The sequence below is a fragment of the Actinoallomurus sp. CA-142502 genome, assembly GCF_050936355.1.
Lineage (GTDB): Bacteria > Actinomycetota > Actinomycetes > Streptosporangiales > Streptosporangiaceae > Actinoallomurus > Actinoallomurus iriomotensis.
The window spans coordinates 4,775,827-4,800,039 of sequence record NZ_JBNJMY010000001.1; the positions used below are offsets into that span (position 1 = coordinate 4,775,827).

General features: G+C 69.6%; 20 protein-coding genes. 12 read left to right on the top strand and 8 right to left on the bottom strand.

Going from position 1 to position 24,213, the window contains the following annotated elements; translation table 11 throughout:
- Positions 1 to 118: 118 nt before the first annotated feature.
- The 4 genes from ACQEV1_RS22780 to ACQEV1_RS22795 all read right to left on the bottom strand — a co-directional run bounded on the left by ACQEV1_RS22780 (position 119) and on the right by ACQEV1_RS22795 (position 4,769).
- Entirely contained in the window at positions 119 to 1,288 is a 1,170-nt protein-coding gene (locus ACQEV1_RS22780; protein WP_285619464.1) for a zinc-dependent alcohol dehydrogenase, read from the bottom strand.
- A complete protein-coding gene (locus tag ACQEV1_RS22785) occupies positions 1,285 to 2,196 on the bottom strand; it encodes an SRPBCC family protein (RefSeq protein WP_433395907.1) in 912 nt (303 codons plus the stop codon). The genes ACQEV1_RS22780 and ACQEV1_RS22785 overlap by 4 nt, the downstream gene beginning before the upstream one ends.
- A gap of 270 nt (positions 2,197 to 2,466) precedes the next feature.
- Positions 2,467 to 3,333, bottom strand: a complete 867-nt coding sequence (locus tag ACQEV1_RS22790) for a class II glutamine amidotransferase (protein WP_285619461.1) — start codon at positions 3,331 to 3,333, stop codon at positions 2,467 to 2,469.
- A 32-nt stretch (positions 3,334 to 3,365) separates the two neighbouring features.
- Positions 3,366 to 4,769, bottom strand: a complete 1,404-nt coding sequence (locus ACQEV1_RS22795; protein WP_433395910.1) for a glutamate decarboxylase — start codon at positions 4,767 to 4,769, stop codon at positions 3,366 to 3,368.
- 585 nt (positions 4,770 to 5,354) lie between these two features.
- On the opposite strand from ACQEV1_RS22795, the gene ACQEV1_RS22800 reads away from it, so the two are divergent.
- A complete protein-coding gene (locus tag ACQEV1_RS22800; protein ID WP_349497954.1) occupies positions 5,355 to 6,455 on the top strand; it encodes a glutathione-independent formaldehyde dehydrogenase in 1,101 nt (366 codons plus the stop codon).
- 112 nt (positions 6,456 to 6,567) lie between these two features.
- On the opposite strand, the gene ACQEV1_RS22805 is transcribed toward ACQEV1_RS22800, so the two are convergent.
- The 3 genes from ACQEV1_RS22805 to ACQEV1_RS22815 all read right to left on the bottom strand — a co-directional run bounded on the left by ACQEV1_RS22805 (position 6,568) and on the right by ACQEV1_RS22815 (position 9,653).
- Positions 6,568 to 7,950 (bottom strand): NAD-dependent succinate-semialdehyde dehydrogenase, encoded by a 1,383-nt coding sequence (locus ACQEV1_RS22805; RefSeq protein ID WP_433395912.1) that lies wholly within the window; start codon positions 7,948 to 7,950, stop codon positions 6,568 to 6,570.
- A gap of 23 nt (positions 7,951 to 7,973) precedes the next feature.
- On the bottom strand, positions 7,974 to 8,648 hold the full coding sequence (locus ACQEV1_RS22810) for an adenylate kinase family protein (RefSeq protein ID WP_433395914.1): 675 nt from the start codon (positions 8,646 to 8,648) through the stop codon (positions 7,974 to 7,976).
- Positions 8,649 to 8,807: 159 nt separating this feature from the next.
- A complete protein-coding gene (locus tag ACQEV1_RS22815) occupies positions 8,808 to 9,653 on the bottom strand; it encodes an LLM class F420-dependent oxidoreductase (protein ID WP_433395916.1) in 846 nt (281 codons plus the stop codon).
- A 109-nt stretch (positions 9,654 to 9,762) separates the two neighbouring features.
- Here ACQEV1_RS22815 and rpsD point away from each other — a divergent pair, with 109 nt between their 5' ends.
- The 5 genes from rpsD to ACQEV1_RS22840 all read left to right on the top strand — a co-directional run bounded on the left by rpsD (position 9,763) and on the right by ACQEV1_RS22840 (position 15,519).
- Positions 9,763 to 10,398, top strand: a complete 636-nt coding sequence (gene rpsD, locus ACQEV1_RS22820) for a 30S ribosomal protein S4 (protein ID WP_433405951.1) — start codon at positions 9,763 to 9,765, stop codon at positions 10,396 to 10,398.
- A 288-nt stretch (positions 10,399 to 10,686) separates the two neighbouring features.
- Positions 10,687 to 11,544 (top strand): DUF2267 domain-containing protein, encoded by an 858-nt coding sequence (locus tag ACQEV1_RS22825; RefSeq protein WP_433395918.1) that lies wholly within the window; start codon positions 10,687 to 10,689, stop codon positions 11,542 to 11,544.
- Entirely contained in the window at positions 11,544 to 14,459 is a 2,916-nt protein-coding gene (locus ACQEV1_RS22830; RefSeq protein ID WP_433395920.1) for an AAA family ATPase, read from the top strand. Before ACQEV1_RS22825 ends, ACQEV1_RS22830 begins: the two co-directional genes overlap by 1 nt.
- 139 nt (positions 14,460 to 14,598) lie before the next feature.
- Positions 14,599 to 15,072 carry an Hsp20/alpha crystallin family protein gene (locus ACQEV1_RS22835; RefSeq protein WP_433395922.1) on the top strand — a complete coding sequence of 158 codons (474 nt, stop codon included), beginning with the start codon at positions 14,599 to 14,601 and terminating at the stop codon, positions 15,070 to 15,072.
- 96 nt (positions 15,073 to 15,168) lie between these two features.
- Positions 15,169 to 15,519 (top strand): hypothetical protein, encoded by a 351-nt coding sequence (locus ACQEV1_RS22840; RefSeq protein WP_433395924.1) that lies wholly within the window; start codon positions 15,169 to 15,171, stop codon positions 15,517 to 15,519.
- A 143-nt stretch (positions 15,520 to 15,662) separates the two neighbouring features.
- On the opposite strand, the gene ACQEV1_RS22845 is transcribed toward ACQEV1_RS22840, so the two are convergent.
- Complete coding sequence (locus ACQEV1_RS22845; RefSeq protein ID WP_285619444.1) at positions 15,663 to 16,904, bottom strand: GAF domain-containing sensor histidine kinase; 1,242 nt, start codon at positions 16,902 to 16,904, stop codon at positions 15,663 to 15,665.
- Positions 16,905 to 17,258: 354 nt separating this feature from the next.
- Here ACQEV1_RS22845 and ACQEV1_RS22850 point away from each other — a divergent pair, with 354 nt between their 5' ends.
- The 6 genes from ACQEV1_RS22850 to clpB all read left to right on the top strand — a co-directional run bounded on the left by ACQEV1_RS22850 (position 17,259) and on the right by clpB (position 24,203).
- On the top strand, positions 17,259 to 17,708 hold the full coding sequence (locus tag ACQEV1_RS22850) for a DUF1931 family protein (RefSeq protein WP_285619441.1): 450 nt from the start codon (positions 17,259 to 17,261) through the stop codon (positions 17,706 to 17,708).
- A 225-nt stretch (positions 17,709 to 17,933) separates the two neighbouring features.
- A complete protein-coding gene (dnaK, locus tag ACQEV1_RS22855) occupies positions 17,934 to 19,868 on the top strand; it encodes a molecular chaperone DnaK (protein ID WP_433395927.1) in 1,935 nt (644 codons plus the stop codon).
- Positions 19,861 to 20,349, top strand: a complete 489-nt coding sequence (locus ACQEV1_RS22860; RefSeq protein WP_285619437.1) for a nucleotide exchange factor GrpE — start codon at positions 19,861 to 19,863, stop codon at positions 20,347 to 20,349. The genes dnaK and ACQEV1_RS22860 overlap by 8 nt, the downstream gene beginning before the upstream one ends.
- Positions 20,333 to 21,304 carry a DnaJ C-terminal domain-containing protein gene (locus ACQEV1_RS22865; protein WP_433395928.1) on the top strand — a complete coding sequence of 324 codons (972 nt, stop codon included), beginning with the start codon at positions 20,333 to 20,335 and terminating at the stop codon, positions 21,302 to 21,304. Before ACQEV1_RS22860 ends, ACQEV1_RS22865 begins: the two co-directional genes overlap by 17 nt.
- On the top strand, positions 21,304 to 21,627 hold the full coding sequence (locus ACQEV1_RS22870) for a chaperone modulator CbpM (protein ID WP_433395930.1): 324 nt from the start codon (positions 21,304 to 21,306) through the stop codon (positions 21,625 to 21,627). Before ACQEV1_RS22865 ends, ACQEV1_RS22870 begins: the two co-directional genes overlap by 1 nt.
- A complete protein-coding gene (clpB, locus tag ACQEV1_RS22875; protein ID WP_285619430.1) occupies positions 21,618 to 24,203 on the top strand; it encodes an ATP-dependent chaperone ClpB in 2,586 nt (861 codons plus the stop codon). Before ACQEV1_RS22870 ends, clpB begins: the two co-directional genes overlap by 10 nt.
- The last annotated feature ends 10 nt before the right edge of the window (positions 24,204 to 24,213 follow it).

Genomic DNA, 24,213 nt, shown 5'->3' on the forward strand with positions numbered 1-24,213 from the left:
CATCCGGGCGGCTGGAAAACGGCTGCCCCGACATGGCCTCCGGAAGATGCGACGTCCGGGGGAGCGGCTCTTCGCGCCGCCGGATAGAGCCGGCCGTGCGATCCCGCGGCCGGCGGCGTCACGGGGTGAGGACGACCTTCAGGCAGTCGTCCTGCTTGTTCTTGAAGATGTCGTAGCCCTCCGGGGCGTCGGCCAGGCGCATCCGGTGGCTGATCACGAAGCTCGGATCGATGTCGCCGGCCCGGATGCGGTCGAGCAGCGGCCGCAGGTACCGCTGGACGTGGCACTGCGCGCCGCGCAGCGTGATCGAGCGGTTCATCAGCGAGCCCATCGGGAACTTGTCGACCAGGCCGCCGTACACGCCGATGACCGAGACCACGCCGCCGTTGCGGCAGGCCATGATGGCCTCGCGGAGCGCGAAGGGCCGGTCCGTCTCCGCCCGCACCAGCTGCTTGGCCCGGTCGTAGCCGTACATCATCGGGGCGGGATGGTGCGCCTCGACGCCGACCGCGTCGATGCACGCGTCGGGGCCCCGGCCGCCCGTCATGTCCCGCAGGGCGTCGAGGACGTCGACGTCGCGGTAGTCGAGGGTCTCGGCGCCCGTGCTCTCGGCCTTGCGCAGCCGGTACGGGAAGCGGTCGATGGCGATGACGCGTTCGGCGCCCATGAGGAAGGCCGACGCGATCGCGAACTGTCCGACCGGTCCGGCACCCCACACGGCGATCACGTCGCCGGGTGTGATGTCGCACATCTCGGCTCCCATCCACCCGGTGGGGAAGATGTCGGACAGGAACAGGACCTTCTCGTCCGGCAGATCGTCCTCGATCTTGATCGGCCCGACGTCGGCGAACGGCACCCGGGCGTACTCCGCCTGGCCGCCCGGGAAGCCGCCCAGCATGTGGGAGTAGCCGAAGATGCCCGCCGGGGCGTGCCCCAGCAGCTTCTCCGCCATCCCGGCGTTGGGGTTGGAGTTCTCGCAGACCGAGAACAGCCCGTGCTGGCACGAGTCACAGGCTCCGCAGGCGATCGGGAACGGCACGACGACGCGGTCACCCGGCTTGAGATTCGACACGTCCGAGCCGGTCTCGACCACCTCGCCCATGAACTCGTGGCCGAGGACGTCGCCCTTCTTCATCGTCGGGATGAACCCGTTGTACAGGTGCAGGTCGGATCCGCAGATCGCGGTGCGGGTGATCCGAACGATCGCGTCCCGTGAGTTGAGCGGCCGGGGGTCGGGCACCTCCCGCACCTCGACGTTGTTCCGGCCCATCCAGCAGGTGCCTTTCACGATCGCCTCCCTGACATCATGGGTTGCGCGGGACGCTGCCGGAGCTGGCGGATCGCGTGTACGCCCTCCGGGCTGCCCTCCGAGCGGACCACCTCGCCGGTCTCCATGACCTGCTTGAATCTCCGCAGGTCATCACGGACCTGCTGGTCGGGATGCTCGCCGATCAGGCGGGCGAAGGCGGCGCCGACCACCCCGCCGGGCGGCTCGCAGCGCAGCTCCACATGCACCTCGGTGCCCCGGCCGCCCGGCGCGTCGACGAAGCGGACCGTCCCGGTGTTGTGCAGGGCTCCGTCGGTGGAGCGCCAGGTGATGAGCTCCTCCGGCCGGTCGTCGACGATGGCGGCGTCCCACTCGATGGCCCGGCCGACCGGCCCCCGGACGGTCCAGTGCGAACGCCGCTGGTCGATCACGCGGACCGACTCCAGGTGGATCATGAACCGCGGCAGGTTCTCCAAGTCCCGCCAGAACCCGTACACCTCTCCGCGAGGCCGCTTGACCGTGATCGACGCGTGCAGCGCCAGGCCCCGGCTCCACAGGCGCCGGTCTCCGCGCGCGGCGATGTACACGTCAAGGGCGGTGATGGCGGCGACCGCAGCGGTGGCGGCCATCGCCCGGCGACGCCGCGCCCCCCGGCGCCGGGAGACCGCGCAGCCCAACGCGGTGAGGTCCACGGCGTCCCCCGCCACGCGCGTCCACACCCAGCGTTCCGGCAGGCGGCTGCCGAGCAGCGCGGCCGTGTGCAACAACTCCCTGGCGCCGACGAGCGGCACCATGACGCCGGCCACGGTGGAGTCGTCGACCCCTCCCACGCGGCGTACGGTGTTCGGCGCGCCCAGTTGGACCGCGCCGAGCCCCAGGCTGGCCCAGCCGAGACCTCGGGCCAGGGTCCTCAGTCGGTGATCGTTCATGACGTCCCCCCGTGTCTCTTCTTCCACGGGACCTCCTGACCCGGGGGCAGGTCAAAGGGACGCCGGGAAACTTAGGTCAGGCTTTGCCGATGGCGGGCGGCACGGTGGGTACGCCCCAGGGGGACACGGGGACCGCTGGCCGGGACCGATCGGCTGGGTCGGTATGACCGAATGGAGCTCAAGAGAGCCCGACCGCGCCGACTCCGGGCACGGTCACGTTGGTGGAGGGCACCGCGTTCCGCGCTTGCTCGATGTCCGCCGGGATCTGAATCAGGCGGCCTGTTGGGCGGCGGCGGTCCTGGGCGACAGGTCGGTGAGCTGCAGCCGATGCGCGGGCTCCTCGGGTAGGGCGATCCGGCTGGTGACACGCGGGCCGGGTCCGACGTGGAGGAGTTCACCGGGCTCCAGCAGGCGCCAGCCGGGGCTGTCGTCCATCGGTTCGCTGGCGATCACTACGGCGGGAACGCGGGCCATGTCGGCGCAGTGCACGCGCATGCGGCCCGCGGTGCCGCTCTGGTCCAGGTGCCGGGCGCCGTGCTGGCCACCGCTGGGACGCTGAAGCACGTACAGATGATGGGTGTCGGGGTAGCGAAGCGCCCAGAGTTCGTCCGCGCTCGCGAGGATGAGGTTGAGTGAGTAGAGCCGCAGATTCCGGGCTATCCACCGTGCGGCGTGTTCGATGCCGACGGCGACATCGCCGTGCGTTCTGATCTCTCGGGTGATCAGCGCGAAGAAACGTTCAGAATCGGTCTCTCCTTCGACCATGGCCAGGTCCGGCCCCAGCTCCGCGTCGAGTTCGGCCAGATCCTCGATCACTCCGTTGTGCGCGAACAGCCGCCCGTCCTGCTCGAACGGCTGGGTATTGCGGTAATCCACTCCGCCGGTGGTCGCGTAGCGAAGGTGGGCCACGAAAACGGCCGATCTCACCTGCTTGGCCTGCTCGGCGAAACACCGGTCCTGGTACGCGGCGATGGGAGCCTTGTAAATGTGAGGGGTCCTGTCGGCGTCGAAGAAACCCAGGCCGGCCCCGTCAGGATTGCGATGACTCTGGTCACTGAGGCTGTCCGGTGCGTCCAGCAGCCAGAAGGTGGCACAAGTACGCTCAGGGGCACTGCTCATTCCGAACAGACGGCACATGCCACGACCTCCCCCTGGCCGGACGACCGGGCCTAGTGATGGAAACTCGTCGCTTCGGCAGGGCCGTGGAAAGGCGCCGGCTGACGTTGTAGCCACGGGAGCAGGCTCCGTAGATCCTCCACGAGCCGGTCGGCCAGGTCGAATGAGAAGCCGTTGCGGCACACCACGCGCAGAACCCCCAGATCCTGGCGGTTCGCCGGGAAGGTGTAGGCCGGCATCAGCCAGCCGAACTCCCGCAGCCGCCGCGACACGTCGAAGACGCTGAACTGGGTGACGTCGTCGGTGGTGGTGAAGGCGAATACCGGCAGCTGGTCACCACGCGTCAGCAGCCGGAAACAGCCGAGGGCCTCGATCTGCCCGGCCAGGTACATCGCCACCTCCCGGAGAACCCCCTGCACTGCGCGGTAGCCCTGGTGACCCAGGCGCAGGAAGTTGTAGTACTGCGCGATGACCGGGGCGCCGGGTCGGGAGAAATTGAGAGTGAAGGTGGGCACGTCACCGCCGAGGTAATTCACTCGTTCCACCAGGTCCTCCGGCAGTGCGTCACCATCGCGCCAGATCACCCAGGCTATTCCGGGATACACCAGCCCGTACTTGTGCCCCGAGGTGTTGATCGAGGCGACCCGGGCCTGCCGGAAATCCCATTCCAGCTCCGGCTCAAGGAACGGCGCGATCATGCCGCCCGACGCGGCGTCCACGTGAACCGGAACGTACCAGCCCGTACGCTCCTGCAGTGCGTCGAGCGCGAGGCAGATGTCGGCGACCGGCTCGTAGCTGCCGTCCATCGTCGATCCCAGGATGGCGACCACGCCGATCGTGTTCTCGTCGCACGCCTCGGCCGCCTGTTCCGCGCCCAGGTGGAACCGGTCTCCTTCCATCGGTACGACGCGCGCGTCCACGTCCCAGTAGTTACAGAACTTCTTCCAGCACACCTGGGCGTTGGCGCCCATCACCAGGTTGGGGCGGGCGCCGGCGGCGTAGCGAACGGCGTTCCGGCGTGTCCAGCGGCGCTTCAGCGCGATTCCGCCGAGCATGCAGGCCTCGCTGGACCCGACGGTGGAGGTGCCGATCGGGTGCCCTTGGCCGGGGACGTTCCACAGTCGGCCCAGCATCGCGATGCAGCGCTGTTCCATGTCGGCCGTCGCTGGATATTCGTCCCTGTCGACGAGGTTCCTGTCGGCGGCGTCGCCCATGAGCGCGCGAGCTTCCGGCTCCATCCAGGTGGTCACGAAGGTCGCCAGGTTCAGCCGGGGGTTCACGTCCAGCATCAGCTCGTCGCGGATCAGCCGCGACGCGGTCGACGGCGTCGTGGGACCATCCGGCAACGTGTGTCGTGGCAGGACCCTCTTAACGCCGGACACCGGGTCGGCCTCTCCGAGCAGCGGGTTCACCCAGATCGGCCGTCGCCGGCCGTGCTCGCCCGTCTCCGACGCCATTGGCGCTCCCCCCCGAACCCGGCGCTATCGAGGAGAGTCTCGCAGGCGGCCACTACAGGCCGGGCAAGCCGTAGCTAAAGCCGGGTCATGGCTCTGGGGGAGCAGAGGCGATGGATCGCAAGATCTCGGACGCGGTCGGCGCTGGTTCCCGTGCCAGTGCTGATCATGGCATCGACGATGATGCTTGGCTCGACAGCACTGTCCCCACCAGCGCCGGTACCGCCCAAAGGTTCGTCGTCGGTCGAGAACGGCCTCGCGAGGACAGGGTGGCGATTCACGCGCATCAATTTGTTAGCCAGGACAAATGGCCTGGGCGGGCTATTGCCGGGTGGCGCCACTGTTCTCGTTGGGTCTTCTGTTAATGGAGAGCCTCTTCTGGCGGGAAAGGTAAAAAAGCCGTCGTTGCGTTGACATGGGCTGCATAGGTGAGAAGCTCGAAAAGGGGGATGTACCTGCGGGGATTGTTTTTCGCGCCGGGTGCTCGACGACATGCGGCCTCTGGCCGCTTTTCGTTAATCGAGGGGATCGAGGTTCGCTATGAGAGGCGTGGTGTACGAAGGGCCGCGGACGGTGAGGGTCGAGGACGTGCCGGACGCGAGGGTCGAACGGCCGACGGACGCGCTGGTGAAGATAACCACCACCAACATCTGCGGCTCTGACCTGCACATGTACGAAGGCCGTACGGACCTGGAGACCGGTCGCGTGCTCGGCCACGAGAACCTGGGGGAGGTGGTTGAGGTCGGCGAGGCGGTGGACCGGGTCAAGGTCGGGGATCTCGTGTGCATGCCCTTCAACATCAGCTGTGGCTTCTGTGAGAACTGTGAGAACGGCCTCACCGCCTTCTGTCTCATCGCGAACCCGGATCCGAACATGGCGGGCGCCGCGTACGGCTTCGCGGACATGGGGCCCTACAACGGCGGGCAGGCCGAACTGCTCCGCGTTCCCTACGCGGACTTCAACTGCCTCGTCCTGCCGCCAGAGGCGGAGGAGCGACAGACCGACTACGTCATGCTGTCCGACATCTTCCCGACGGGCTGGCACGCCACGCAGCTCGCCTGCGTGCGGGCGGGAGAGACGGTCGCCATCTACGGTGCCGGGCCGGTCGGCCTGATGGCGGCGCTGTCAGCGACGCTCAAGAGCGCAAGCAAGGTCTTCGTCGTCGACCGGCATCCGGACCGCCTCCGGCTCGCGGAGGAGATCGGCGCCATCCCGATCGACGACTCGAAGGGTTCGCCCGTCGACCAGATCCTCGACCAGACCGACGGCGTCGGAGCCGATCGCGGCTGCGAGTGCGTCGGTTACCAGGCCCATGACCCGGAGGGGCACGAGCATCCGAACATGACCTTGAACAACCTGGTCAAGTCGGTACGTTTCACCGGCTCCATCGGCGTTGTCGGGGTCTACGTGCCGCAGGACCCGCAGAGCCCCGACCCGCTGTACAAGGAGGGTGAGGTCGCCTTCGACTACGGCCTCTTCTGGTTCAAGGGGCAGAGCATCGGCAACGGCCAGTGCAACGTCAAGGCCTACAACCGCAAGCTGATGCACCTCATCCAGACGGGGCAGGCCAAGCCGTCGTGGATCGTGTCACACGAGCTGCCGCTGAATCAGGCGCCGGAGGGTTATGAGCACTTCGACCACCGCGACACCGGCTGGACGAAGGTGGTACTCCACCCGAACTCCGGCTGACCCGCAGCGCCGCGCTGAATGACCAGACCCGGTGGAGCCAGCCGAACCGGCTCCACCGGGTCGCGCGTGTCGGAAGGCGATCGGTCCGGACGGATCACGCCGCGCAGAACCGTCACGGCGCGGCGTCGAGCGGAACGACGTCGATCAGCTTCTTGTTGACGAACTCCTGGATGCCGAGCCAGGACAGCTCTCGCCCGTAGCCGGACCGCTTGATGCCGCCGAACGGCAGCTCGGGCGCGGTCCAGGTCGGATGGTTGATGAAGACCATGCCGCTCTCGATGCGGTGGGCGATCTCCTTGCCGTGCTCGATGTCGGAGGTGAAGACCGCGCCACCGAGGCCGAAGCCGGTGTCGTTGGCGATGGCGATCGCCTCATCCTCGTCCCGGACGCCGAAGAACATCGCCACCGGGCCGAAGAGCTCCTGGCCGTAGACCGGGTTGTCGCGGCTCACGTCGGTGAGGATCGTCGGCTGGACGAACGCTCCGGTCTCCGGCACCGGAGGGCCGACCTCGGTCGCCCGGGCACCGTGCGCGACCGCCTCGGTCACCTGCGCCTTCAGCTTGTCGGCGGCCGCCTGGGACGACATCGGCGGCAGGGTGGTCCGCTCGTCCATCGGGTCCCCGGCGACCAGACCACTCAGGGCCGCGGTGAACTCCTCGAGGAACTTGTCGGCGATCTGTTCGTGGATGAGGAGCCGCTTGGTTGCCACGCAACACTGCCCGCAGTTGTTGAGGCGGCCCCACGCGGCCCAGTGGACCGTCGGACCCAGATCGGCGTCGGGCATGGCGATCAGCGGGTCGCTACCACCCAGCTCGAGGGTGATCTTCTTGATCGCCTTGCCGGCACGCGCCGCGACGACACTGCCCGCCTCATCGCTGCCGGTCAGGGCCACGCCCATGACGCGCGGGTCGTCGATCACCTTCCCGACCTGCTCCTTGTTGATGAAGAGGTTGGTGTAAACGCCGTCCGGCGCCCCGGCTTCGCGGTAGAGGTCTTCGAAGGCCAGCGCGCACCGGGGGACGCCCGATGCGTGTTTGACCATGACGACGTTGCCCGCCATCACGTTGGGAACCGCGAACCGCGCCAGCTGGTAGTACGGGAAGTTCCACGGCTGCACCCCGAACAGGACACCCAGCGGGCTGCTGACGACGACCGCCTCGCCCTCGCGCGTGTCGATCGGGATCGGCTTGAGGAAGTCCTCGGCGTTGTCGGCGTAGTAGTCGAATATGTCCGCGCTCAGGAGCACCTCTTCGATGCTCTCGCCGATCAGCTTTCCCATCTCCAGGGTCATCAGGCGGGCGAACTCGTCACGCCGGTCCCGCAGAATCCGGGCCGCAGACCTGGTGACAGCCGCTCGCTCGTCGAAGCTCCGCCGACGCCACTCCTCGTACGCCGACCGGGCACGTGACAGGGCGTCCTCGACCTCCGCGTCGGTGATCTCCGCGAATCTGGCGACGACCTCGCCACTGTAAGGATTGACCGATTGATAAGGCATGATTCCCCCCTGAATATGCCTATCTAGGGCTGATCCCCGCCTTGCCGACGGCCGAAACGGCGCGAGGGGAGCCCAAGGAGCATTCGGATCTCCTCCTGGACGGTGTCCGGATCGCGGCTCGCGTCGACGACGAAGACCGGAACCTTGCGCCGGAGCCGGTCCAGCAGGGCGGCGATGCTCTCCCGGTGGTCCTCGATCCTGGCGGTGAGCGCTTCCGGGGTGTCGTCCTCGCGCGTCTCGAGGCGGCCGCCGCAGGAGTCGCAGACGCCCTCACGCCGGGGCCGGCCTCCGATCAGGTTGTAGTCGAGGCCACAGTCGCCGCACAGCCGTCGCGACAGCGCCCGGTCCCGAGCCTGCGCGTCGGGCACGTCAAGGCAGATGACGGCGTCGAGGTCGTACCGCTCGAGGAAGAACTCCGCCTGCCGCCGGTTCCGCGGGAACCCGTCGAGGACGAACCCGTGGTTCCAATCGTGCTGCTCCAGGCGCACACGCATGATCCCTTCCACGAGCGAGTCATCGACGAGCCGGCCGGCCGCCATGACCTCACGCACGCGTGCGCCGATCTTGGTGTGGTGGCTGACATGCCAGCGAAGGATGTCCCCGGCGCTGATCCGCACGAGATCGAAGTCGCGGGTCAGCAGGGCGGTGTGGGTGCTCTTGCCGCTCCCCGGCACTCCTACCAGCAGATACTTACGCACCGTAAGACCATCACACACGCCATGTATCCCATGCCAGGAGGGCGAGCGCCGCTGGACGTTTCCCCGGTCCGCGAACTCGGCGTTTCCGGGTGGGAACGCGGCGAGGCCCCTGAGACCAACCCCTTCGTGGTTTGAAGACCGGCCGCCGGCCAGGACACGTCAGGCGGTGAACGAGCGGGCGACAACCGCGAGCTCGTCCAGCGTCCGGCGCGTCTCCTCGTCCGGCAGCGTGGGTAGATCGAAGAGCACCCGGTCGACGCCGGCGTCGGCGAGCCGGGCGACGGCCTCACGCTCGCCCGGCACGGCGTAGACGGATACGGGGACCCGGCCTCGGCCGGTCTCCATGGCGCATCGCTCCAGCTCGGCGATCCTGCGGGCGATCTCCTCGGGCCCCAGCCCGTACGTCGGCATCCAGCCGTCGCCGTACTCCAGTGTGCGGTCGAGCGCCTTCGGCCCGTTGCCGCCCACGACGATCGGCGGATGCGGGCGCTGTACGGGCTTGGGCCAGCAGAAGATCGGGTCGAAGTTCACGAACGTCCCGTGGTACTCGGCCTGGTCCTTGGTCCAGATCTCCTTCATCGCCTGCACACGCTCGCGCAGCAGCGCCATCCGGGTCTTCGGGTCGGTGCCGTGGTTCCGCATCTCCTCCAGGTTCCAGCCGGCCCCGATCCCGACGACGGCCCGGCCGCCGGAGACCTGGTCGAGGCTCGCGATCTCCTTGGCCGAGATGATGGGATCCCGTTCGACCAGCAGGAGGATGCCGGTGCCGAGCAGGAGGCGCTCGGTCACCACGGCCGCCGCCGTGAGGGTCACGAACGGATCGAGGGTCCGGTAGTACTTTCGCGGGAGCTCGCCCTCCTCGGGCCATTGCGACTGCCGTTCGACGGTGATGTGGGTGTGCTCGGCGACGAACAGCGACGCGAAACCGCGTTCCTCCAGCGCCTCCCCGAGCCGGGCCGGTGCGATGCCCTCATCGGTTACGAACGTCGCGACCCCGAATTCCATCTGGCCCCCCGGTTGTCCTCTAGAGCGACTCATTCCAGCCCGGACTCCCAGGCAAACGCGGCCGGACGCCGTGGAATGCAGTCCGGCCGGACCCTCGTTGTCCCTGGAGATGCCCGTACGAGCGTTGCGGGGGTGCACCGTGGACCTCAGACGGTCGAAGGTCAGGTTGAGTCGTGCCCTCGGGGTGGCACTGACTCCGAAGGCGGCCCGGGTGATGGAACGCCGGCCGACCCGTCCCGGTCAGCACGGCCGCGGGCGGGTCAAGGACACGGACTACAAGGCGCGGCTGCTGGAGAAGCAGCGATTGTCCGCCCAGTACAACATCGGCGAACGACAACTGCGCCGTGCCGTCAAGCGTGCGGTACGGCGGCCCGGCCGAACCGGTGAGGAACTGCTGTGCGATCTGGAGACCCGGCTGGACGCCCTGGTACTCCGCGCCGGTTTCGCTCCGACCATCTACCAGGCACGCCAGGCCGTCAGCCACGGCCACATCCGCGTCGACGGGCACAAGGTCGACAAGCCCGCCTACCGACTGCGCCCAGGTCAGGTGATCGAGGTCGCGGAGCGTAGCAAGGCCAAGACGCCGTTCCTCATCGCCGCGACCGGTGAGTACGCCGCGGAGCATCCGGCGTACCTGCGGGTCGACCGGGACGCTCTGCGGGCCCAGCTGCTGCGACCGCCGGCCCGCCTGGAGATCCCGGTCATCTGCGACGACCGGCTCGTCGTCGAGTACTACGCGCGCTGACGGCCGCCAGGACCTTCATCCAGCTGATGTCCTCGCCCCTGGGCCTCGATCGGGGGATCCGGCAGCTGGTCGACCCGTACGTCTCGGGACTCCTGGGTCCACGACTGCCTTCATGACGTCCCCCCGATGCGCGCGTGGTGCGCTCATTCCCATCACGACACCCGGGCGGGCGAGACCTACCGCAGGACGCGGGGCGGGCGGTGGCTACGGTGGAGGTCATGGCCGTATCGATCGGTCTCGCCGATGCGGGTCGCTCGGCGATCGAGGTTTCGCGTTGTCCCTGACCGATTGACCGAATACGCGCTCGTGGGCGTGTGGTCGCGTTCGTCGCACGCCGCCGAGACGCTCCTGAGCGGGGGAGGAGCGACCGTGGACTACTGTGAGTTCATCCAGGTCACGCAGCGCGAGGGTGGCATCGGCGGCGATTTGGCCGAGCGCGCCGCGCGGGCGACCCTGGTGACGCTGGCCGAGCGCCTGTCGCCCGGACAGGCGCGTGACCTCCTCGAACAGCTCCCCGCGGAGATGAAGCCCTGGCTCTACACCGAACGCGCAGCCGAAGGCTTCGACATCGATGAGTTCCTGCGCCGCGTCGCCGAGCGCGAGGGTGTTGACGTCGAGACCGCCGAGCGGCACGCGCATGCCGTGTTCTTCGCGCTCGGGCAGGCGGTGAGCCGCGACGAGATCGCCGACGTCGCCGACGAGCTGCCCCAGGACTTCGAACCGCTGGTCGCCGAGGCCCAGTGCAGGTTCTTCGACGTGATGCCGGCCGAAGACTTCCTGGCCAAGGTCGCCGAACGCGCGGGCCTCGACGCCGACGAGGCACGCCGCGCCACCGAGGCCGTACTGGAGGCGCTCGCCGAACGCATCGCCGGTGGGGAGGTGGACGACCTGATCCCGCGGCTTCCCCTCGCGCTGCACGGTCCGCTCAGACGCGGCCGGGCCACGAGCGGCGGGGCGGCGCGACGGATGTCGCTCGATCGGTTCGTGGACCGCATCGCCGAGCTGGCGGGGGTGGACCCGCTCGAGGCGCGCGAGTACGCCCGCGCGGTCTTCGCCACGTTGCGCGAGGCGGTACGGGACGAAGAGTACTTCGACGTCACCGTCCAGCTGCCGCCGGACTACCACGTGCTGCTGCCGGAGCCATGATGTCCACCCTTCCGGCGTACTGCACCGAGGAGGCTCACGGGCCGGCGACGATGCGCGGTCGTGCGGCCGAATGGAGCGCCGCCCTCGATCTGCTGGCCGCGGCGCACGAGGGGCGCTCCGGAGTCCTGCTCGTCGAGGGCGAGCCCGGCATGGGCAAGAGCCGTCTCCTCCGCGAGGTGACGCGTACGGCCCGTGCGCGCGGCTTCTCGTTGGTGACGGCCGGCGCGCTCGAGCTCGGCCGGATACCGCTCGTGGAGTCGCTGCTTTCGGCCCTTGGCGAGGACGTGGTCGCCGAGGGCGGGGGACCGTCCGCCGAGCCGGACCGGCGCATGTGGCGGGTTGAGAGGATCCGCGCCGGCCTCGATGAACGGGCAGGAGCCGGTCCCGTGCTGGTTAGCCTCGACGACCTTCAGCTGGTGGCGCCGGCGGCCCTCGTGACGCTGCGGGCCTGGATGTCACAGCTCGCGGGCCGGCCCGTCGCGTGGCTGCTGGCCCGCAGCACGGTGAAGGTGGGGAAGGCCGCCGGCCGCCTCTTCGACCTCCTCGAATACGGCGGTGCGCGGCGGATCACGCTGCCGCCCCTCGACGACGACGCGCTGACCGGGATCGTCATCGACATGCTCGGTGCCGTGCCCGATCCGCCGTTGGCGGCGTTCGTCGCCCAGTCAGGCGGTAACCCGTACCTGCTCACCGGGCTCATCGCCGGGCTGCGCGGCGAGGACGGGATCCAGATCTGCGACGGTGGCGCACGTCTCGTCGCGGTCGGCCTGCCGCGGCGGTTCCAGGCGGCGGTACGGCACCTGCTCGACCAGCTGAGTCCGCGGACCCGTCATCTGCTGACCGTGACCGCGATTCTGGGCCGCTCGTTCTCGCCGGACACCGCGGCCGCGGTGCTTGGCACGACCACGGCCGCGATCGTCCCACGGCTCGACGAGGCGCTGTCGGCGGGTGTGCTCACCGTCGCGAGGGAGGAGCTGGCCTTCCGGCACGGCCTGCTGTGGCAGGCGGTCACCGACGCCGTTCCGGTTCCCATCCGGAAGGCGCTGCATCGGGAGATCGGCGACGTCCTGTTCGGCCGGGGCGGGCCCGCGACGGCGGCCGCGGCGCATCTGATGCAGGGCGTCCGCGCAGCCGATTCCCGTGGCCTCGCCGCGCTGGACCGGCTGGTCGACGACGTCCTGCCGGTCTCACCGCGGACCGCGGCGGACATCGCGCTGCGGGTGGTGATCCTCACCGATCCCGCCGAACCGGCCTGGACCGTCCGCACGCTCACCGCCGTCCGCACGCTCATCGAGGCGGGCCGGCTGGACGAGGCGGCCGGTCTCACCGAGTCGGCCCTCACCCAACCGCTGACCGCCGCCACCCACGCGGGCCTGTGCTGCCTCCGGTCGGAGATCCTGCACATGCAGGGCCGGGCGGCCGAGGCCGCGGCGGACGCCGCGACCGTACTGGCCGAACCGGGCCTGCCGGACCGGCTCCGCGACGCCGCCGAACTCGCACTGCTCAACGCCCAGGTCGCCGACCGTGACAACACGCTCGCGCGCCAGCACGCGCAGGCGATCGTCGAGGCGTCCGGCGACCACGGCGACGCCCTCGTCACCGGGGCGTTCATCACGCTCGCGCTGGCCGCGTGGGACGCGGACGAGCTGGCCGAGGGCCTGCGGCTCGCCCACGAGGCCGTCCGCCGGGCGGCGTCCACCGACGCTTGGTGCCTTCACCCCCGGATGATCCTGGCGATGCTCCTGACCGACGTCCGGCGGCTGGACGAGGCACGGTCGGTGATGGCGAGCGCCGGCGACGACACCAAGGTGCGCGGACGTCTCGTGTGGGCGGCGGCGCCCGCCGTGCTCCACGCGCGCCTGCATCTGGCCGCGGGCCGCTTCGACGACGCGATCGCCGTGGCCGAGGCGGGCCTGGCGGCCAGCAGCGGGCCGGGCCCGCACGTGCTGATGTCGTCCGCGCTGGGGGTGCTCGCCGTCGCCGCGTTGCGGTCCGGGGACCCGAACGCCGCACAGCGGTACGCCGACCGGGCACGGCCGGGGCTGTCGGAGTACGGTTCGCCGCACGCGGAGGCCCGCTTCGCACTCGTGACGAGCCAGATCGCGATGGCGCGCGATGGCGCCGGTGCCGTGGCGACGGCGCTCGCGGAGCTGTGCGAGCAGGTGCCGGAGCACTCCTGGGTGTTGGTCAGCGACCCCACCGCGGCGGCCTGGCTGGTACGCACCGCGCTCGCCCTGGACGATCGCGCGCGAGCCGAGATCGTGGTCGGCGCCGCGGAACGGCTCGCCCGCCACAACCCGGGCTTTCCCACCGTCGCGGCGGCCGCCGAACACGCTCGCGGTCTGCTCGACGGGGACGCGTGCGCACTGGACCGCGCCTCCATGGACCACGCCGACCCGTGGGCACGCGCGTCCGCGGCGGAGGACCTCGGCGCTTTGGCCGCGAGCCGGGGCACCGGGTCACGCCAGTCGGCCATCGCCGGCCTTGACCAGGCCCTGGCCGGCTACGACGGCATCGGCGCGGCCCGGGACGCAGCCCGGGTGCGCCGCCGGCTTCGCCGGCTGGGCGTGCGGCGCCGCCACTGGACACAGGGCGACCGTCCCGTCTCGGGCTGGGGCAGCCTCACCGACACCGAGCGCCGGATCTCCGGGTTGGTCGCCCAGGGACTGACCAACCGGCAGGTGGCCGACCAACTGTTCATCAGCGTGCACACGACCGCCTTCCACCTCCGTCACATCTTCCGCAAGCTCCAGATCGGCTCACGCCTCGAGCTGGCCCGGCGGGTCATGGAGGAGAACCGGCAACGGACGCCCCCCGATGGCGACCGGCCGGACCAGGGAGGAAGGACCCGTGTCGGCAGGAGTACGGCCGGGTATCCGCAAGGGGACGCCCCGTCGGCGACCGTACGCCCTTAGCCGGTCGCGGTGACCGTGGATCTACGGGGACAGCGGACGTCGATATGGGCGCCACTCACGAGAAAATTGGGGGTATGCCATGACTTTGCCGATGAGGCGTGCCAGAACTGGCCGACTACACGGGATGGAGCCGGCCACGATGCTGCGGCGGGATCCTTTCGCGGACGTGCAGGAGCTGGTCAACCGCATGACAGGGCTCATCCAGCCCGGGGTCGAGACCGAGGCCGAACGGCCCTGGGTGCCGGTCGCGGAGATCGACGAGAACGAAGAGGGCTACGTCGTCCGGCTGGAACTGCCCGGCATCGCGCCTGCGGACATCGACATCGCCATTCGTGACCGTGAGCTGTGTGTGAACGGCGAGGTCAGAGAGGAAGAAGAGGGCTCGAACGCACTGCGGCTACGGACCGGGCGGTTTCACTATCACGCCTCGCTGCCCTCCGATGTCGACGCGGACAACGTGGAGGCGTCCATGGACGAGGGAGTCCTGACGCTGCGCATTCCCAAGGCCAAGCGAGGCCAGGGTCACCGCATCGAGATCACGGATGGCCGGTCCGGACGCAAACGGTCCGAAGGCGAACGGTCCGAAGGCGAACGGTCCGAAGGCGAGCGCTGACGACATCACACCCCGCTGCGCAGCTGCCCGGGGTGACCTAGGACGGTGCCCGGCACGCCCGCCCCGGGCGGCCCGAGCAGCTGGTGAGGGGAAGCCATGGCAGTGAAGCTGAGTGAGCGGTCCTTCGAGTACGCGAAGAAACTGATCGACGAGGGGAGAGCAGTCGTCGACGAGATGGGCGAATGGAGCGAACACCAGCCGTCCACACAGCAGGAGAACGAGTTCATCGAGAAGTTCGGATTCGACGCCTACGGCAGGTGGTACCTCGGCATCGACGACGACTACTCCCAGGACCAGAAGTCCAGATACAAGTTCCCCTACGGGGACTTGGACAGAGTCCACCGGTGCGGTGTGATCGCCGCGGAGGTGCGGGCGGCGCAGCGGAAGTACGACGACATCGAGGTCGCCGCGGCCCACCTGCACGGCATGCTCGACAAGGCGAAGTAACGCCTCCGAGGTCTACCGCTGCGCGTACCGGGCGACCGCCGCGAACTCGTCCAGCGCCCATACGGTTTCGTCCGTGGGGAGGCGGCGGGCCGACGCGGAGGTCTGATCGGTGCTCGCACCGGCGTGGCGGGCGGCCGCGAGCCTCAGTCGTGCAGCGGGATCTTGAGCAGCAGCGACGTGCCCTCGCCCAGGGGGCTCTCGAGCTGCAACGTGCCGCCGAGGGCCTCGGTCCGGTCCCTCAGGCCGATGAGCCCTGATCCGCCGCCGAGCTCGACGCCGCCGATTCCGTCATCGTGGACCGAGACGCGCACCGCTCCGCTGTCTATGGACAGGTCGACGCGAACCCTGTTCGCCTGCGCGTGTCTGAGCGCGTTGGTCAATGCTTCGGACACGATGTAGTAGACCGCCACCTCGACGGGCTCGGGCAGGCGTTCGTCGATGCTCACGTTGAGCTCGACCGGCATCGCGAATCGGCGCACCAGCGACTTGAGGGCGGGCCGCAGCCCACCACGCGAGAGCGACGCCGGATGGAGCCCGCGCGAGATCTCGCGCAGGTCCTCCAGCACGTCCGTCAAACCCTGAGCGGTCCGGGCCAGCTGGTTCCGGAGCACGGCCTGCCCGGGTTCGAGGCACGCCTCCGCCGCGCGTAGCTGAAGGCCGAGTGAGATAAGCCGCTGCTGCACCCCGTCGTGAAGATTGCGTTCGATGCGGCGGCGGGTCGCGTCGGAGGCGGCGATGACGCGGGCACGGGAGGCATGCAGCTCGGTACCGGTCTCGGCGCTGTCGATGGCGGCGCTGGCGAACACGCCGAGCTCGAGGATGCGTGCCTCCGTGTCCTCGGGCTGCGCTTCGGTGCTGAGAGAGGCGATCATCCCCCAAACCCGTCCCTTGACCATGACGGGGCAGGCGACGACGGACCTGATACCACGCTCGCGCGCCCATTCGCCCATCTCGGTCTCGGCGTGGAGGTAGTCGGCGATGCGCGCCGGCTTGCCGGTCCGTGCCACGATCTCGGTCACGGAGCCGTTCTGGATCGGCCAGTGTCCGGCCAGGGGCGGCATGACGTCGGGGCTCCCCGGCCTGCCCCAGTGGCCGACCGATGTCGTGGTGTCGTCCGGCCCGTAGCGGTTGATGACCACGTAGTCGGTCCCGAGAAGCTCGCCGATCTCGCGGGACACCGCGCCGAAGATCTTCTCCGGCGGTACTGCCTGGGCGGCCAGCACCGCCATCCGGCGGAGCGCCACCTGCTCGTCCGCGAGACTCCTGACCTGGATCTGGCAGAGCTCCAGCTTCGCCAGCAGAGACTCGAAGGCGCCTTCGCAGTCGGCCTCGCCCAGAGGGCCGTCGGGTTCGTCGGATTCAGGGTCCCGTTCCGCGGTCGTCACGCATCGGCGGAGGGGCGCGAGGATGGCGCGGACGGCCCGGGCGAACCTGTGGTCAGCGGTCTGTGCGCGAGGGCGCCGGACTTTCATCGGGGCGTCACCGCTGGATACCGGTCATCGATCCGCATAATGGCAGCGTACGACGCTGGGTGAAACCGATGCGCCTAGCAGTTGGCTGGGGCGCGGGGGCCCGAATCCGCGCGTCGACGTCGACCTGCGGTCACGCGGCTTGGTCGTCGGTCACTGGAAGCACTGGGACCGAGACGCGCCTGGACGCCGCCGCGGCTGATACCCCGTCCGATCGTGGGATGCCGCGAACCCGTCCCGAGTCAAGGCTGGGGGCAGGAGGTGATACCCATGCCCCCGACCGGCATCCCGCAGTTTCAGCGCCTGTTTCGTGCGGCCGCGAGCCTGGACATCGACAAGGACGACCTCAAGCGCTACGACGACTTCGTCGACGGCAAGATCTACGACCTGATCCTCATCGGTCAGGCACACGCGAAGGCCAACGCCCGCGACATCATTCAGCCGCACGATCTACCCGTGACCAAGGGCTTGCAGGAGAGCATCCATGAGTTCCGCAAGCTCGAGGAGGAGATCGAGCTCGCGTCGCTCCTCGAGCGGCTCGCCAAGCATCCGCCGTTCGAGCTGATGGTCGCGGACGAGACCGAGGCCGGCCTGCCACAGATCGCCGGAGGGCTGAGTGTCGCGCTCGCTCGTGCGTTCAAACTGATCGATCCGAAGCTGAAGAACCCGCAAACCGAGCATTGGGAACGCGTCGCCCGCGTGTTCGACCTCCTGCTGTAGGCCGGCACGAGGCCACCCGGCGCCGGCCGCACTACACGATCGGGGATGTCACACCGCGCCATGGCCGGGCAACAGAACCGCCATGTCTACCCAGGCTGAGGATGCGACCGGCCCCACGATGGGCGAGCGTCGAGATGTAGGCGTATCGACACAGGACCTCGGGCATCTGAGCCGGTCAGGTTCCCTCCGAAGTCGAGGCTCCGCCGGACCGGCCGGGAGGATGGCATGGCTAAGGCAGTCGGAATAGATCTCGGTACCACGAACTCCGTCATCGCCACGACGGAGGACGGCCACCCCACCGTGGTCCCGAACAGCGAGGGGTCGCGTACGACGCCGTCTGTGGTGGCCTTCACCGAACAGGGCGAGCGCCTGGTGGGGCAGCTCGCGCGCCGGCAGGCGATCCTCAACCCCAAAGGCACCATCTACTCGGCCAAGCGGTTCATCGGCCGCCGGTACGACGAGGTGGCCAGCGAGATCAACGCCGTATCGTTCGACGTGGTGTCCGGCCCGGACGGAGCCGTCCGTTTCGATGTGCGGGGCAAGCTGTACGCACCGGAGGAGATCTCCGCGCTGGTGCTGCGCAAGCTCGCCGACGACGCCGGCAAGTTCCTCGGCGAGAGGGTGACCGAGGCGGTCATCACGGTCCCCGCCTACTTCAACGACGCGCAGCGCCAGGCCACGAGGGACGCCGGGAAGATCGCCGGCCTCGAGGTGCTGCGGATCATCAATGAGCCGACCGCGGCGGCGCTGGCCTACGGGCTGGACAAGGGCGCGAATGAGACGGTCCTCATCTTCGACCTCGGCGGCGGCACGTTCGACGTGAGCCTGCTCAGCATCGGCGAGGGGGTCGTGGAGGTCCTCGCGACGGCCGGTGACGGGCACCTCGGCGGCGACGATTTCGACCGCCGGATCGTCGACCACATCGCCGATGAGTTCCAGCGGGACAACGGCATCGACCTGCGCAATGATCCGCAGGCGTTGCAGCGCCTGTTCGAGGCGGCGGAGAAGGCCAAGGTCGAGCTGTCCTCGGTTACCCAGACGACGATCAACCTCCCTTTCATCACCGCGGACGCGACCGGCCCCAAGCATCTGAACACCACGCTGATGCGCTCGACGTTCGAGCAGATCACGGGTGACCTGATCGAACGCACCGTCGGCCCGGTGGAGACGGTCATGGCCGACGCCAAGGTCACCGCGAACGACATCGACGAGGTGATCCTCGTCGGTGGGTCCACACGCATCCCGGCTGTGCAGGCTCTGGTGCGGCGCCTGACCGGCGGCAAGGACCCGAACATGACGGTCAACCCGGACGAGGTCGTCGCGCTGGGCGCCGCGGCCCAGGCCGGCGTCATCAAGGGCGAGGTGGAGGACGTCGTCCTGCTCGACGTCACCCCGCTGTCGCTGGGCCTGGAGACGCTCGGCGGTGTCATGACCAAGATCATCGAGCGGAACACCACGATTCCCGCCCGGCGCACGGAGACCTTCAGCACCGCGGAAGACAACCAGACCGCTGTCGACGTGGTGGTCCTACAGGGCGAGCGCGAGCGGGCCGCCGACAACCGGGTCCTGGCACGGTTCCGGCTGGAGAACATTCGGCCGGCCCCGCGCGGCGTACCGCAGATCGAGGTCACCTTCGACATCGATGCCAATGGCATCCTCAACGTCTCCGCCCGCGACAAGGACACCGGCGCCGAGCAGAAGGTCACGATCAGCGAGACCACGAACCTCGACCAGTCCGAGATCGAGCGGATGGTCAAGGACGCCGAGCAGCACCGCTCCGAGGACGAGCGCCTGCGCGAGATGATCGACGCTCGCAACCAGCTCGACTCGATCGCGTACCAGGTCGAGAAGCGGCTGCAGGAGCTCGGCGAGAGCGTCCCCACGCACGAGAAGGCGCGTGCGGAGATGCTCGTCGGCGACGCCCGCCAGGCGATCAAGGAGGAGGCGCCGGTCGAGCGGCTCCGGAACCTGGCCGCCGAGCTGCAGCAGGTCTTCTACGGCCTCACCAGTGCCGCCGCCGGGGCGGGCCCGTCCGGGCCCGGCGGACCGGGCGGACCGGGCGCGCCGGGCGGACCGGGCGCCGGTGGGGGCCCCGAAAGCGGTCCCGGGGCCGGGGGCGACGAGGACGTGATCGATGCGGAGTTCACGACCGATGAGTGAGATGCGGCCGGAGGAAGAGGGCACGGGCTCGGCGACGAAGATCGCCGAGCTGGAGGACCGCTGGAAGCGTGCCCTCGCCGATCTCGACAACCACCGCAAGCGGGCCGCCCGCGACGCCGAGCGGCAGCGCTTCGCCGAACGGGCCCGTACCGTCGCGGAGTGGCTGCCCGTCGTGGACAACCTCGAACGGGCGATCGAGCACGGCGGCGCCGACTGCGCGGTACTCCTCGAGGGAGTGCGGGCCGTACGCGACCAGGCGCTCGAGCTGCTCACCCGGCTCGGCTTCCCGCAGCAGGACGATGTGGGGCGGACGTTCGACCCGACCCGGCATCAGGCGGTGGCCACCGTTCCCGATGCGGACGTGCCGGAGGGGACGGTCGTCCAGGTGACCCGCCCCGGGTACGGCTCGGGGGACGCCCAGTTGCGCCCGGCGCAGGTCGTGGTATCGAAGGGACCACAGGCCGATGGCCCCGGCTCGTGACTTCTACGAGGTCCTCGGGGTGCCGAGGACGGCGAGCCAGGATGAGATCCAGCGGGCGTACCGCAAACTGGCCCGCAAGTACCACCCCGACGTCAACAAGGCCCCGGAAGCGGAGGACCGCTTCAAGGAGGCGTCCGAGGCGTACGCCGTTCTGTCCGACCCGGAGCAGCGCAAACGCTATGACGCGTTCGGCGAGGACTTTCGCCGGGTGCCGCCGGACGTCGACCCGGAGACCTGGGCCCGCGCCGGCGCCGGCGCCGGCGGGCGGGCGGGTGCCGGGGCCGGAGGGTTCGGCGGTTTCGGAGGCGGCTTCGGCGCCCGCGGGGCCGAGGAGGTGGACCTGGAGGACCTGCTCGGCGGCATCTTCGGCGGGCGCGCGGGGGCGAGGCGCCGCCAAGGCGGCTTCGGATGGGGCACGATCCAGGGGGCCGACCAGGAGGCCGAGCTGGAGCTGTCCGTGGAGGAGGCGTACCGCGGCGGGCACCGCAGGATCACGCTCACCGGGCCCGGCGGCCCGCACACCATCGACGTGGACATTCCTCCCGGCGTCACCGACGGCCAGCGCATCCGGCTCGGCGGGCAGGGCGGTCACGGCTCGGACGGCGGGCAGCGGGGTGACCTCTACCTCGTCGTCCGGATCATGCCGCATCCGCGGTACCGCGTCGACGGCCGCGACATCACCGTACGGCTGCCGCTCACTCCCTGGGAGGCCGCGCTCGGCACCACCGCTCCCGTCGACACGCCGGGTGGCGAGGCGAAGGTCAAGGTGCCGGGCGGCACGTCGTGCGGCCGGCGGTTGCGGCTGCGCGGACGCGGGCTGCCCAATCCGCGCGGCCGGCCGGGCGACCTGTTCGCCGAGGTGCAGATCATGGTGCCGCACCAGCTGAGCCCCGAGGAGAGACGGTTGTTCCAGGAGCTCGCCGCCACGTCCTCCTTCGATCCGAGGAGGCGTTGATGAGATACGCGCTGGTGCGGCCGGCCCGTCCCGTGCGGCTCGACCTCGAGACGTTCGCCCGCGACGCGTGCGTCCATCCGGAGCTGGTCCGCCGTCTGGTCACCCTGGGCGTTCTCGACGCCGAACGGGACGCCTCCGGCGCGCTGTGGTTCACCCGCGACCAGCTCGCGGCCCTCGCACGCATCCAGCGGCTCCACGCCGGCTTCTCGTTGAACTACGCCGCGCTCGGCCTCGTATGCGACCTACTCGACCGCATCGCCGCTCTCGAGGCGGCGCAGAGACGACGCGCCCACATACGCTCCGGAGGCCGACCATGGACCTGAACCGACTGACCGAGAAATCCCAGGAAGCCCTGCATGACGCGCAGACCAAGGCCCTGCGCTTCGGGCACACCGAGGTGGACGCCGAGCACCTCCTGCTGGCCCTGCTCGACCAGCCGGACGGCCTTGCCCCCCGGCTGCTCGCGGGGGCCGGCGTGGACACCGACCTGCTGCAGAAGGAGGTCGAATCGCAGCTCGGCAGACGTCCTCGGGTCAGCGGCCCGGGCGCCGCGCCCGGCCAGGTCTACGTCACGCAGCGGCTCTCCCGGCTGTTCGACACGGCCGAGCGCGAGGCGAAACGGCTGAAGGACGAGTACGTCTCGGTCGAGCACCTCGTCCTGGCTCTCATCGAGGACGGGTTGATCAAGGGGGTCACCCGTGACCGGTTCCTCGAGGAGCTGACGAAGGTCCGCGGCAACCAGCGGGTTACCTCGTCGATGCCGGAGGCCGCCTACGAGGCCCTGGAGAAGTACGGCCGCGACCTGGTCGCCGAGGCCCGTACCGGAAAGCTCGACCCGGTCATCGGCCGGGACACCGAGATTCGCCGCGTCATCCAGATCCTGTCCCGCAAGACGAAGAACAACCCGGTGCTCGTCGGCGACCCGGGCGTCGGCAAGACCGCGATCGTGGAAGGCCTCGCCCAGCGCATCGACCAGGGCGACGTGCCGGAAGGGTTGCGGGACAAGACCGTCTGGGCTCTCGACATGGGCTCGCTCGTCGCGGGCGCGAAGTACCGCGGCGAATTCGAGGAACGCCTCAAGGCGGTGCTCAACGAGGTCAAGGCGGCCGAGGGCCGCATCCTGCTGTTCGTCGACGAGCTGCACAACGTCGTCGGCGCCGGCGCGGCCGAGGGCGCGATGGACGCCGGCAACATGCTCAAGCCCATGCTCGCCCGCGGCGAGCTGCACATGATCGGCGCCACCACGCTGCAGGAGTACCGCAAGCACATTGAGAAGGACGCCGCCCTCGAACGCCGCTTCCAGCCGGTGATGGTCGACGAGCCGTCGGTCGAGGACGCCATCTCCATCCTCCGTGGACTGCGCGAACGCCTGGAGGTCTTCCACGGGGTGAAGATCCAGGACTCTGCGATCGTCGCCGCGGTGACGCTCAGCCACCGCTACATCTCCGACCGGTTCCTGCCGGACAAGGCCATCGACCTGGTCGACGAGGCGTGCGCGAAGCTGCGTACGGAGATCGACTCGATGCCCGCCGAGCTCGACGAGCTCACGCGGCGGGTGATGCGCCTGGAGATCGAGGAGGCGGCGCTGTCCAAGGAGGAGGACCCGGCCAGCCGGGCGCGGCTGGATGACCTGCGCAAGGAGCTGGCCGACCTGCGGGCCGAGGCCGACGCCATGCGGGCCCAGTGGGAGGCCGAACGGCAGGCGCTTCGCAAGGTGCAGGACCTGCGCCAGGAGATCGAACGCGTCCGCCGGGAGGCCGACCAGGCCGAACGGAACTACGATCTGAACCGTGCCGCCGAGCTGCGCCACGGCCTGCTGCCGGAGCTGCAGCGCAGGCTGGAGGCCGAGGAACGGCGGCTGTCCGACAAGCAGGGCGGCCGGCGCCTGCTGCGCGAGGTCGTGACCGAGGACGAGATCGCCGAGATCGTGGCTCGCTGGACCGGCATCCCGGTGAGCCGCCTCAAAGAGGGCGAGCGCGAGAAGCTGCTCCGGCTCGACGAGGTGCTGCACCAGCGCGTCGTCGGCCAGGACGAGGCCGTGCGGCTGGTCACCGACGCCATCATCCGGGCCCGGGCCGGGATCAAGGATCCACGCCGCCCGATCGGCTCGTTCATCTTCCTCGGCCCGACCGGCGTCGGCAAGACGGAGCTGGCCAAGGCACTGGCCGCGGCGCTGTTCGATACCGAGGACAACATGATCCGGCTGGACATGAGCGAATACCAGGAGCGGCACACCGTCAGCCGCCTGGTCGGCGCCCCGCCCGGTTACGTCGGCTACGAGGAGGGCGGCCAGCTCACCGAGGCCGTGCGGCGCAAGCCGTACTCCGTCGTGCTGCTCGACGAGATCGAGAAGGCCCATACCGACGTCTTCAACACGCTGCTGCAGGTGCTCGACGACGGCCGGCTCACCGACGCGCAGGGCCGCACCGTCGACTTCCGCAACACCGTGTTGATCATGACGTCCAACATCGGCTCGGACTACCTGCTGGTCGGCGTCACGTCCGACGGCGAGCTCAAGCCCGACGCGCGCGAGGCCGTCATGGACGCGCTGCGCTCGCACTTCCGGCCCGAGTTCCTCAACCGGGTCGACGACACCGTGCTGTTCAAACCGTTGACGCAGCGCGAGATCGAACAGATCGTCGATCTGATGTTCAACGACCTGCGGGCTCGCCTCGCCGACCGCCGGATGACGCTGGACGTCACACCCGAGGCGTGCGCCTTCATCGCCCGACAGGGCTTCGACCCGGTGTACGGTGCCCGGCCGCTGCGCCGGTTCATCGCCCACGAGGTCGAGACCCGGATCGGCCGCGCACTGCTGTCCGGGGAGATCCTCGACGGCGCGGTCATCCGCGTGGACCTGGAGGACGGCGAGCTCAAGGTCTCCTACGAGAACCCGTGAGGGGGGCATC